The following is an 11,503-nucleotide window of genomic DNA, read 5'->3' on the forward strand; positions in this document are numbered from 1 at the left end:
TAAGAAGGACATGGAATGATGCGTTTCGATACGGTGATCAGGCACGGAACCGTGGTGACGGCAAGCGACACTTTCGTCAGTGATGTCGGCATCAAGGATGGTCGTATCGTAGCGCTTGCCGCTGAACTGACCGATGCCGAGGAGGTGATCGATGCAACCGGCCTCTTCGTCCTGCCAGGCGGTATCGACAGCCATGTCCATCTCGACCAACCTTCTGGCGATGGCATTGTCATGGCGGATGATTTCGACAGCGGCACCCGCTCTGCGGCCATCGGCGGCAACAGCACCGTTCTGGCCTTCTGCATGCAGGNAAAAGGGCAGTCCCTGCGCGAGGCGTTGAAGGTCTATCACGCAAAGGCCGAAGGCAAATGCCACGTGGACGTCTCCTTCCACCTCGTCATCACGGACCCGACTGCCGATGTGCTGGGGCAGGAACTGCCTGCGCTGGTCGAGGATGGCTACACCTCTCTGAAGGTCTTCATGACCTATGAAGGCCTGCGTCTGCGCGACGACGAAATCCTAGCCACGCTCGACACGGCACGCCTCACCGGCGCGCTCGTCATGGTCCATTGCGAGAATGAAGACGCCATTCGCTATCTCATCGGTCGCCACGAGGAAGACGGTAAATTCGAGCCTAGATACCACGCTACGACCCGACCAATTGCTGCCGAGCGCGANGCAACGCACCGGGCGCTATCTCTGGCCGAAATCGTGGATGTCCCCATTGTTATCGTTCATGTGTCCAACCGCGAGGCTATGGAGGAGATCCGTCGTGCCCGCCAGCGTGGCCAGAAGATTGCCGGTGAAACCTGCCCGCAATATCTGATGCTGACCGCGGATGATCTTGATCAAAGTGAAATGGAAGGCGCCAAATACGTCTGCTCACCGCCACCGCGTGACAAGGCAAGCCAGGATGCCTGCTGGGAAGGTCTGGAACAGGGCGTGTTCGATCTGTTTTCCTCCGATCACTGCCCGTTCCGTTTCGATGATGCAGAGGGAAAACTGAACGAGAAGGGCAAGCGCCATTTTCGCTGGATTCCGAACGGTATTCCCGGTGTTGCCACACGTCTGCCGATCCTGNTTTCAGAAGGCGTGATGAAGGGCCGGATCGACATCAACCAGTTCGTGGCGCTTACATCCACCAACCACGCCAAGTTATACGGCCTCTACCCGCGCAAGGGCACGATCTCTGTCGGCGCTGATGCCGATATAGCCCTGTGGGACCCGAACAAAAACGTCACCCTCAGCAATGACATGCTGCATCACGGCGCAGACTATACGCCCTATGAAGGGCTCGATGTACGCGGATGGCCGGTGCGATTGCTCTTGCGCGGCAAGACCGTTGTGAACGACGGGCAGTTCAATCAGACCTTTCCGCAGGGAGGCTATTTGCCGCGTGAACGCTCCTGTCTAACCCGTCAGCGACAGTAGAGCCGTGAGCGCCCTCCCTTCCCCGCTACAAGGAGAAGAGAGGGACGGAAACCTCTTATTCCGCTGCGATTGACAGGCGGGCGTCGTTCAGCGCGATCAGGTTTTTGGCACGGATCAGACTGGCCGGTTGTTCAGCATGGTAACGACGACCGATTTCCATCATCATCACTGTTTCCGGCAGGAAGGTGAGTTCCGAGAAAATATCCTCCCAGTCGATGTCACCCCAGCCGAGCGGCATGTGCAGATCACCGATTCCAAGAGCGGTATTTTCCTGAATGTGGTACGGCTTGTAAAAGGCCTGCGGGCGACCAAAGCTGTCGTGGACATGCAGGTGACCGGCAACCGGCGCCATTGCTCTTAGCTCTTCACGGAAATTCAGGCCGCGATAGGTCGATTCAATATAGGCATGGCTGAAATCGATCAGCGCCACGAGGTTAGGGTGACCGACAGCTTTCACCGTCTCGGCAATTTGGGTCGGCGTCTGGCGATACTGACCCAGTTCTGTGGTGAAAATGTTTTCAAACGCGATACGCACACCATAAGGTTTGCAGAACTCCGCCAGTTCATGAAGAGCCTCCCGCTCGCGGCTGTCGGCTTCGCCGCGCTCCACCAACTGCTCGGCGCGCAGGCAGCCGCCATGCTGAACGAGGATGCGAGCACCAATGCGGTCACAAACAACAGCCAGTGCCTTTGCCGCATCCAACTGGTAACGGCAGGTGTCCGGGTCCATGAAGTTGGACGAGACGAGGCCGTGGACCGTGTATCGAAAACCGAACTGTTTCGTCAGAGCAACCAGCCTATTGGCACGCTCCTCGATGATACGCCCGCCGGCGATGAGGTCGAGGCTGGTCAGACCCAGTTCGACGGTATCGACACCGATATCGGCGAGGACGCGCAGTTCGTGTTCAAGGCTTGCCAGTTCTCCGTCTGTGGAGCCTGCATTAAAGCCGGTACCGATGATGTTACCCATATTCATATTCCTCTTCAGGCCGGTTGCGTTTGGGATTGGATTTCACGAGACAGCCGGAGAGCGAGGTCTGGCCTGTCGGATGTCAGAAAACCTATTTTGCGCTCCAGCCATGGCCGTATCAGCGCTTCGTCGTTAAGCGTCCACACGCCGAGCCGATCGAGCGGCAACATTTGTGTGATGTGCTCCCATTCGGCTGACATCAGTTCGTGCTCGATGGCAACGATATCGACGAGGCTCTCCACATTTTCTAGGAAAGCCTGCAGGCCACCTTGCTTTGCCGCCCATTCGGCATTCACCGAGACCAAGCGTGCAATATGCGGCGCAACACGACGGCATTCTTCCAGCACCGAAACATCGAAAGACGTCAGGTGACAGCGTTCGGCAAGTCCGAAGCGTTCGATTTCTGCGACGACCNTTTTTGTGATGCCGGGATAAGGCTGCTTCGCCTCATCAGATTTGATCTCGACATGAAGCTGTTTGCTGTCGTTCTTCGCCAACACGGACAAAACCTCTGCAAGCGTCGGCACGGTATCGCTTGAGCCTTCCAGGCGCGTCGCAATCCGGGCGTCCGGTGTCAGGCTCCTCACCAGACCGGTTTTCTCGGTTGTGCGATCAAGCGTGGCATCATGGATGACCACCAGCTCGCCAGCATGTGTCAGGTGCACGTCGAATTCGACCGCATCGACATCGAGAGCCAGCACGTTGCGAAAACCGGTCAGTGAATTTTCAGGCCAGATATTTCTGGCACCACGGTGGCCAACGATTTTTGTCATGGGACTTTCCTCAAGTTAGCGAAGGGTCGGGTCTAGCTTGTCGCGCAGCCAGTCTCCGACCAGCGATATGGACAGCGTCGTCATCATGATGACGAAGGCGGGAGCGAGCATGATCCAGGGTGCACGGGTCAGGTATTCGCGGCCGAAACCGACCATATTGCCAAGGCTGGATTCTGGTGGCTGCACTCCGAGACCAAGGAAGGAAAGCCCGCTTTCCATCAGGATGATTTCCGGAAAGGTGAGGGTCATGGAGACGATCAGCGTCGAGGCGACGTTTGGTAGGATGTGGCGCATGTAGACGCGCGCGGGCGTCGCCCCCAATTGCACTACGGCAGAAGCATAACCTTGAGCACTGGCGGAGATTGCCAAACCGCGGGCGATACGGGCATAGCGCTCCCACCCGTAAAAGCCCATCAGACCGATAAGAAGCGGCATAGACGAACCGAAGAAGGCAAGCACCGCCAACGCCATCACGAGGAACGGCAGCGCCGCCTGGAAATCAGCAAGCATAAGAACAAACTGCTCGATCACCCCACGGAATTTGGCAGCAGCAAAGCCGAGTGCGGTTCCAAAAACGGCTGAAATGATCGTCGCTCCGAAGGCGATGGTAAAGGATACCCGAATGGATTGGACAAGACGCGACAGCACATCACGCCCTAGTTCGTCCGTCCCCAGAAAATGCGCTGGGTTGCCCGGCAGCGACAGTCGAGCACGCAAATCCATGGCGGTGATGCCGTATGGCCGAAGCATATCCGCAAAGAAGGCGATGAAAATCATGGCCGCAAGCCAGACGATGCCGAAGGCAACGGAGAACGGCACCTTGCGCACTTGCCTGATAAGGCGAACGAAGACGGAGCTGTCAGATACATGGGGGCNGGGGGCGTCTGCGATAGTCATCACTCAAATCCTCAATGGGCGCTCTGGCTGCGCAATCGCGGGTCCAGCCATCCGTAGAGCAGGTCTACGATCAGGTTCGAGACGACCATGGTGGCGGCGATCATCAGCAGAATGCATTGCACGACGGCGAGATCGCGGTTGGTGACGGAGACGACCAGCAGACGACCTATGCCCGGCCAGGAGAAGATCGATTCCACCACGACGGCACCAGCAATCAGCGTACCGACCATGAAACCGACAATGGTAACGATGGGAACCGCAGCATTTGGCAGAGCATGCCGCCAGACGACATCCTGCCATTTCATACCCTTGGCGGAAGCGGCCCGAATGTAGGGCTGGCCCATCACCTCGATCATGGCGCTGCGCGAAAAGCGCGCCAGAATGCCGATGCCGCCAATGCTCATTGTCAATGTGGGAAGAATGCCGTGCTGCCATGTGTCGTAGCCGCCAGAGGGCAGAAGGCCAAGCATGATTGAGAAGATCAGCACCAAGAGCAGCCCCATGACGAAGGACNGGATGGTAAAGCCAAAGATCGCCGCAAGAATGACGCCGCGATCAACAGCGCTCTGGCGATGAAGAGCGGCATAGACGCCTGCGGGAATGCCAATCACGACCTTGAGGAAAAGCGCAGGGATGGTCAGTTGCAGGGTGGCTGGAATACGTTCGATGACAAGCTGCATGGCGGAGGCTTTGTCGCGCATGGAGACGCCAAAATCACCGGTCAAGATCGACTTGAGATAAGCGAGATATTGTATCCACAACGGTTGATCGAGACCCCAGGCCTTGCGAAAGGCATCAACCGCATCCTGCGGGACGTCTGGACCCAGCATGATCTGAGCTGGATCTCCCGACATACGCAGAACAACGAAGGCGAAGGTCATCACGGCAAGGATGGTGACGAGCGCGCGTAGAAAACGGATGGAAACGTAACGCAGCATCTTCTTTTCCTTATGCCACGACCGGCTGATCGGCGCCGGTTACCAAATGGCAAGCGGCAGTACGACCTTGGGCAACGTGCCGAAGTTGCGGTACGCCGGTGCGGCACAGATCGATGGCAACAGGACAACGGGGATGGAAAGCGCAGCCGGATGGACGATCGGCCGGGTTGGGTGGCTCTCCCTGCAAAATCGTACGGCTCTTGAGCATCGTGCCCGGCACCGGGACGCTGGACACCAGCGCCTTCGTGTAAGGATGGAGCGGCTTCGCGAAGATGACATCGGATGACGCCTCCTCCACGATGCGGCCCAGATACATGACGGCCACACGGTCTGCGATGTGGCGCACCACTTTGAGATCATGGCTGATGAAAACCATGGCAATGCCGTTCTTTTCCTGAAGGTCACGCAGCATGTTCACGACCTGCGCCTGAATCGACACATCAAGAGCGGAGACGGGCTCGTCACAGACAAGCAGCTTGGGATGCGAAGCGAGTGCACGGGCGATCACGACACGCTGGCGCTGGCCACCGGACAGTTCATGCGGATAGCGGTCAGCCTGATCCGGCCTTAGACCCACCGCAGACATCAACTCGGCCACGCGGGTTGCCCGATGCTCTTTGGGAACGAGATTATGGATGGCCAACGGTTCGCCGATCTGTTCGGCAATCGTCAGCCGCCGGTCCAGAGCAGCCAGAGGGTCCTGATAGACGAGCTGCATCTTTGCCCGAAGGGCGCGCCATTGCGGTGTGCCGAGTTTCGGCATCGGCTGACCCTCGAAGACGGTCTTGCCCGACTGCGGCGGATCAATACCGAGAAGCATTCGGCCAAGCGTGGATTTTCCGGAGCCGGATTCTCCGACGATGCCCAGCGTTTCACCCGGCATCACCGTGAGGTCTATGCCGTCCACCGCGCGTATTGACGTCGCTTTGCCGAACATTCCCTGACGGGCTTCATAAATTTTAACGAGGTCTTTTGCTTCGAGAAGAGGGGTCGTCACGAGATGGCCTCCAGAACGCGAGTTTCTGCAGGTGCCTTCCGGCCAACGGGGTGATGACAGGAGAGAAGGCGACCATCCGNCATGGCATGGAGCTCTGGCTGGCGGGTCCGACAGTCCAGTGCGACGTGAGAACAGCGCGGCGAAAAGGCACAACCATGTGGCAGGTCGCGTGGGTGCGGAACCGTGCCGGGAATAGGGATCAATCGCTCGCGAGGACCATCCAATCGCGGAATGGCGTCGAAGAGCCCACGGGTATAAGGATGCCGCGGATTATCGAACAGAGACGCAATCGTTCCCTGTTCCACGATGCGACCGGCATACATGACACAGGCGCGCTCGCAGACCTGGCTAACGGCCCCCAGATCATGGCTGATGAAGATGGTCGCCATGCCGGTTTCAGCCCGAAGCGCGATCAGGAGATCGAGGATTTGCGCTTGGATGGTGGCGTCGAGCGCAGTCGTCGGTTCGTCAGCCACAAGAAGGTCCGGCTCACCTGCGAGAGCCATGGCAATCATCAGGCGCTGACACTGGCCGCCGGAAAATTCGTGAGGGAAGAGATCGAACCGGCCACGTGCATCGGGAATACCGACCATATCGAGCAGGCGTAGCGCCTCGGTTTTGGCCACTTGCCCCATCATCCCGCGATGGATGGCAAGCGCCTCCGTGATCTGTCGACCCACCCGCAAAACGGGGTTCAATGAGCTGGAGGGGTCCTGAAAGATCATGGCGATACGTTTGCCGCGCACGCTCTCTAAAACAGAACGCGGCGCGCCGAGGATTTCCCTGCCGTCGATTTTCACCGACCCGGTGACTGTTGCCTTGCCCGGTAGAAGACCCAGGGCTGCCAGCCATGTAACCGACTTACCGCAACCGGATTCACCCACGAGGCCGATTGCCTCACCACGGGCGACATCGAGATCGATACCGTGCAGGACCTGGACGCCGTCAAAAGCGACCGTCAAGCCGCGCAGTTCCACGAGATTGGAAGCCATCGGAGCTCATCTCCNTTTCTCAGATAAAAGACGCCGGCCGCACGAAGACGGCCGGCGCAAAAGGTCAGGAATTCCAGTTGGCGGTGGTGAAATCCATCGCAAAGGCTGGAGCGGCCTTCCACTTCAACGACGACTTCATGCCGGTGAAGACAGCGTTCTGGTGCAGGACCTGATAGGCAGGGTCTTCGCGCTCGCAAATTTCCAGCATACGGGTGACGGCCTTCTTGCGCAGGGCGCGGTCCGTGGAGGTTTCCATGACGACTGAGAGCGTGTTCATCTCCTCGTTGGTCCAGTCCTTTTTCTGCTGGGCTTCGCCATTCGGGCCGAACTGCGCCACCAGAGGAGTGATCGGATCGTTGATCGTGTTACCGGCCGACCAGTCGCGAACGCCCTTGACGCCTTCAGGATCATGGATCTGGGCCCAATTTTCCTTCATCTGTATCTCAACGTTTAGGCCGACCTGCTTCCACATCTCCACCATGATCTGCGCCGTGGCAGTCTGGTTGGTGTAGTAGTTGTTGAGCAGGCGATAAGGGATCGGATCACCCTTGTAACCGGCGTCTTTGAGAAGTTTCTGGGCAAGCTCGGGGTTGTACTCTGGTAATGTCCAGCCATCCACGAACATGTTCGTGGCCTTGAAGGACTCGAACTGCAGTCCAGCCGGGACCACAGTCTGACCAGCCCACAACGCGTCCACGATAGCCTGACGATCAATGGAGTGCGTCATGGCGCGGCGCACCAGCGGGCTCTTGAGGATTGGGTTTTGAGTGTTGAAGGTGGAAACACGATGGTTCCAGATAGTCGAATTCTGGACTTCGAGGCCCGGTGCCGACCGCACTGCGGAAATCTGATCCGGCGGCAGGTCACAGGCAAAGTCGTACTGCCCTGAGAGCAAGCCGTTCACGCGTGAAGCGACTTCCGGGACTTCAACGAAGCGGATTTGCTGAAGCGGCGGGCGTCCACCCCAATATTCGTCAAAAGCAACAAGCGTCAGCGAAACGTCCGGCTTGTATTCGCCGACCATGTAAGGACCGGTCGTGATTGGTTTGCGAGCCCAGTCGATGTAGGTCTTTGCCTCATCCCAGGAACGGCGGCTGGTGATCTGGCTACCGAAGGAATAGAGGCGACCCTCAAGCGTGACATCCGGCGTCGCGTTATGGAAACGAACGGTATATTTATCGACGACTTCAACGCCGGCAAGTGCGGGCCAGAGACGACGTCCGACACCAGGAACGATGGCTGGCAATTCCTTGGCGGTCACCGGCTTGTTGTCTGCCTCGAAAACTGTCTTGCCGCCCTTCGGCTCCGTATTGCCGAAGACACGTTCTTTGGAGAAAGAGAACGCCACGTCTTCCGCAGTCAGTTCGTCGCCATTGTGGAACTTCACACCCTGACGCAGTTTCAGCTCAAGGGTCTTTTCATCAACGCGCCTCCATTCAGTGGCCAGCCCGGGCACCGGTCCCTGATCGCCCATCCAGTTCCGGTTGATCAAGCCCTCCCATAGGTTGGGGAAGAACACGCGCTCGCCGACGTTAGACTGCTCATTCCAGATATCGAGCGTGTTGTTATTGGTAATCTTCTGAACAGCTATCGTAACAGACGGGCGAGCGGCCTGACTGAACGAGATGCGCGGCAAGATGATGCTGCCCGCTGCGGCAGACATTAGACCCAACGCATGGCGACGGTTGATAGAAAGCATGGATTTCTCCTGTAGAACCAAAGGACGATACGGACGCGCGAACGAATGCGGAGCGCCGCAGGGCGCCACGTCGGGTTCCGTTAAATTTGACAGTCGATCTTTCCGTAGAGCGGCGGTTTTCGGTGTCTTTACCGGCCCCTCAACTTCGATTACCTCTAGGTTACAAATGTTACGCTGTTGTGACATTTGAGAGGGGGAGCATATGCCTTATCAACAGAGCATGGTGCGGGCGTCTTGGCTCTACCACGTGGAAGGACTGACACAGGCCCAGATCGCGGAGCGCATGTTGTTAACCCGGCGTAAGGTCAACGAACTGCTGGCAGCGGCTCTTGATCAGGGAATCGTCAGTATCAGCTTCAATTCTCCGCTGACGGAAAATATTGAGCTAGAGGCGCAGCTGCGAAAACGCTTCAGCTTGACGGATGTGGTCATCGTCCCGACGCCTGCGGACAAAAGCCAGATGGCGACGGTAATCGGCCGCGCTACAGCCATGTTTATGGAGCGATTGATCCAGGCGAGTGAGCCAGCATCATTGGGCGTGGGCTGGGGTGCAACGCTGCGGGAAACCGTGCACCATATGGCACCTGCAAATGCACCGGATATCAAGGTTCGGTCGATGATGGGCGGGCTTACTCGTGGGTCCGAGATCAATACATTTGAAATCGTTCAACGCTTTGCCAAGGCACTGAATGCCGAATGTCATTATCTGGCTGNCCCAATCTACGCAGATAGTCCAGCATCTCGCGATACGATTGTCACTCAGCCGGTTTTTGCAAGCCTGCTTGCAGAGGCAACCGCCGTCGACGTCTCGATCCTCAGCATTGGCGATGTATCCTCGCAATCACTTCAAGTTCGATATGGCCTGCCCACCGGCACCGATGTCACGGAACTGACCGCAGCTGGCGCGGTCGGTGATCTGCTGGGTCGTTACCTGGACATAAAGGGCGAGGAAATCGATCATCCGTTGAACAGGCAGGTTATCTCTCCCTCCATGGCCGAATACCGTNAAATTCCAACGCGCATCATCGCGTCGGGAGGTGAGCAGAAACGAGGGATTCTAGAGGCCTGTATCTCTGCCAATCTTGCAACAAGCCTGATAACCGACGCCGACAGCGCACTTCACCTCCTGAAGCCAACGTCCAATATCGCATGATCAGGGAACAGAGTCCGGCGCAATCGGTTATCTCTGATGAGCCAAGGGTCTGAAAACGACTATTCTTTGATTAAAATATTGGGAGAAGATTATGGATATTCCACAGAACACCGTTATCGCTGTAGCTGATGGCGAAAAGCTGAGCCTTTTCAAGAATGAAGGCGATGCGCAGAACGTGAAGCTGAAGCCGCTTCCAGAGGCGGGTGTGGATAGTTCAAAAATCCCGTCCGGTGCCCGCCATTCCAGCAGCTCCGCAAACCCTGATGACAGCCAGCAGGATGAAGATGGCTTTAGCGCGGGTATCGCCGACATGCTCAACAAGAAAGTTCTCGGCGGCAATATCAAAGGTCTGATCGTTGTCGCTGCTCCCCGCACGCTGGGTGAGATGCGCAAGGGTTACCACAAGTCCCTGTCTGACGTCCTGTTGGGCGAACTCGACAAGGATTTAACCGGCCACTCGATTCAAGAGATCGAAAAAGCACTCGCTGCCGCATAAACAGATTACGTCGAAATGGAGCGGTTCTGACCGCTCCATTTTTGGTTTCCAATTTCAGAATATTTTCGTATTTTTTTAAAGTGCTAGCCCGGACGCCCGATCAAACACATGCACACGTTCATGGCTGATGTTTGCAGCGAACGGCGTGTTTGTACGAACCAACCGTTCGCCATCCACCACTGCCGTAACGTGATGCCCGGCTAGATCAAAGATGACATGCGTCTGTGCACCCGTCGGCTCCACCAACAGCGTCTGCCCGGACACCGCCACATCACCACCACCACCCATGGCGAAATGTTCGGGGCGTAGACCGATTGTTACGGATTGACCGAGCTTGACCTTGCGGTCCGGCGAAATGCGGATTGCGGTGCCATCATCGAGACGCGCCGCCGGAGCACCCTCCTCACCATCCACAATACATTCGATGAGGTTCATGGCGGGTGAGCCGATGAAGGCCGCAACGAACAAATTAGCCGGTGTTTTGTAGAGTTCCAACGGCGTTCCCTGCTGCTCGATGCGGCCCTGATTGAGGACGACCACGCGGTCGGCCAGCGTCATGGCCTCGATCTGGTCATGGGTCACGTAGATCGATGTGGTGCCGACCTTCTGATGCAAAGTTTTGATTTCGCTGCGCATCTGCACACGCAGCTTGGCGTCCAGATTGGATAATGGCTCATCGAACAGGAACACGGCCGGATTGCGCACTACTGCACGCCCCATGGCCACGCGCTGACGCTGGCCGCCGGAGAGCTGCGAGGGTTTGCGCTCCAGAAGACTGGCGAGATCCAGCATGCGCGCGGCTTCGGCCACACGCTCCTCGATCACGGCTTTCGGCTGGCCAGCGATCTTGAGGTTGAAGCCCATGTTTTCGGCCACCGTCATATGCGGATAGAGCGCGTAGGACTGGAACACCATGGCGATGTTGCGTTCTCGCGGCGTCATCTCGTTGACGACATTGCCGCCAATCATGATGTCGCCATCGGTGATTTCTTCCAGCCCTGCAATCATGCGCAGCAGCGTGGACTTGCCGCAGCCGGAGGGGCCGACGAGCGCGATGAATTCGCCATCGGCAATATCCAGCGAAATGCCGTGAATGACACCAAGCGAGCCATAGGACTTGCGGATATCTTTGAGTTCGACGGATGCCATGTTCTGCT

11 protein-coding genes are annotated in these 11,503 nt (G+C 57.4%); 3 read left to right on the forward strand and 8 right to left on the reverse strand.

All coding sequences use genetic code 11. The features are described 5' to 3' along the window. The first annotated feature begins 18 nt into the window (after window positions 1-18). Window positions 19-1,431, forward strand: coding sequence for a dihydropyrimidinase (hydA, locus tag CUC55_RS14160; RefSeq protein ID WP_103088420.1), 1,413 nt, complete (start codon window positions 19-21; stop codon window positions 1,429-1,431). Between the two features lie 55 nt (window positions 1,432-1,486). Here hydA and CUC55_RS14165 read toward each other — a convergent pair whose 3' ends face one another. The 7 genes from CUC55_RS14165 to CUC55_RS14195 all read right to left on the reverse strand — a co-directional run bounded on the left by CUC55_RS14165 (window position 1,487) and on the right by CUC55_RS14195 (window position 8,697). Continuing rightward, a complete protein-coding gene (locus CUC55_RS14165; RefSeq protein WP_067647284.1) occupies window positions 1,487-2,401 on the reverse strand; it encodes a TIM barrel protein in 915 nt (304 codons plus the stop codon). A gap of 14 nt (window positions 2,402-2,415) precedes the next feature. After that, window positions 2,416-3,174 carry a glycerophosphodiester phosphodiesterase family protein gene (locus CUC55_RS14170; RefSeq protein ID WP_103088279.1) on the reverse strand — a complete coding sequence of 253 codons (759 nt, stop codon included), beginning with the start codon at window positions 3,172-3,174 and terminating at the stop codon, window positions 2,416-2,418. Between the two features lie 15 nt (window positions 3,175-3,189). After that, entirely contained in the window at window positions 3,190-4,011 is an 822-nt protein-coding gene (locus CUC55_RS14175; protein ID WP_067647287.1) for an ABC transporter permease, read from the reverse strand. A 71-nt stretch (window positions 4,012-4,082) separates the two neighbouring features. After that, on the reverse strand, window positions 4,083-5,009 hold the full coding sequence (locus CUC55_RS14180) for an ABC transporter permease (protein WP_103088281.1): 927 nt from the start codon (window positions 5,007-5,009) through the stop codon (window positions 4,083-4,085). Window positions 5,010-5,019: 10 nt separating this feature from the next. Then, a complete protein-coding gene (locus CUC55_RS14185) occupies window positions 5,020-5,946 on the reverse strand; it encodes an ABC transporter ATP-binding protein (protein ID WP_067647290.1) in 927 nt (308 codons plus the stop codon). 56 nt (window positions 5,947-6,002) lie between these two features. After that, window positions 6,003-6,998 carry an ABC transporter ATP-binding protein gene (locus CUC55_RS14190; protein WP_103088282.1) on the reverse strand — a complete coding sequence of 332 codons (996 nt, stop codon included), beginning with the start codon at window positions 6,996-6,998 and terminating at the stop codon, window positions 6,003-6,005. 64 nt (window positions 6,999-7,062) lie between these two features. Next, on the reverse strand, window positions 7,063-8,697 hold the full coding sequence (locus CUC55_RS14195; protein WP_067646585.1) for an ABC transporter substrate-binding protein: 1,635 nt from the start codon (window positions 8,695-8,697) through the stop codon (window positions 7,063-7,065). A gap of 202 nt (window positions 8,698-8,899) precedes the next feature. Here CUC55_RS14195 and CUC55_RS14200 point away from each other — a divergent pair, with 202 nt between their 5' ends. Next, the gene (locus CUC55_RS14200) at window positions 8,900-9,850 is read left to right on the forward strand and encodes a sugar-binding transcriptional regulator (protein ID WP_103088283.1); all 951 of its coding nucleotides are present in this window, start codon (window positions 8,900-8,902) and stop codon (window positions 9,848-9,850) included. A gap of 91 nt (window positions 9,851-9,941) precedes the next feature. Further along, window positions 9,942-10,346, forward strand: coding sequence for a host attachment family protein (locus CUC55_RS14205; protein ID WP_067646591.1), 405 nt, complete (start codon window positions 9,942-9,944; stop codon window positions 10,344-10,346). A 75-nt stretch (window positions 10,347-10,421) separates the two neighbouring features. On the opposite strand, the gene CUC55_RS14210 is transcribed toward CUC55_RS14205, so the two are convergent. Beyond that, window positions 10,422-11,495 carry an ABC transporter ATP-binding protein gene (locus CUC55_RS14210; RefSeq protein ID WP_067646594.1) on the reverse strand — a complete coding sequence of 358 codons (1,074 nt, stop codon included), beginning with the start codon at window positions 11,493-11,495 and terminating at the stop codon, window positions 10,422-10,424. Window positions 11,496-11,503 lie beyond the last annotated feature (8 nt).

It is taken from the genome of Agrobacterium bohemicum, assembly GCF_002896715.1.
Taxonomy (GTDB): Bacteria; Pseudomonadota; Alphaproteobacteria; order Rhizobiales; family Rhizobiaceae; genus Agrobacterium; species Agrobacterium bohemicum.

Bases quoted from the DNA above. Each gene is read 5' to 3' on its own strand.
- CUC55_RS14165 (WP_067647284.1), bottom strand. From the start codon at position 2,401: ATGGGTAACATCATCGGTACCGGCTTTAATGCAGGCTCCACAGACGGA.
- CUC55_RS14185 (WP_067647290.1), bottom strand. From the start codon at position 5,946: ATGTTCGGCAAAGCGACGTCAATACGCGCGGTGGACGGCATAGACCTC.
- CUC55_RS14195 (WP_067646585.1), bottom strand. From the start codon at position 8,697: ATGCTTTCTATCAACCGTCGCCATGCGTTGGGTCTAATGTCTGCCGCA.
- CUC55_RS14205 (WP_067646591.1), top strand. From the start codon at position 9,942: ATGGATATTCCACAGAACACCGTTATCGCTGTAGCTGATGGCGAAAAG.
- CUC55_RS14210 (WP_067646594.1), bottom strand. From the start codon at position 11,495: ATGGCATCCGTCGAACTCAAAGATATCCGCAAGTCCTATGGCTCGCTT.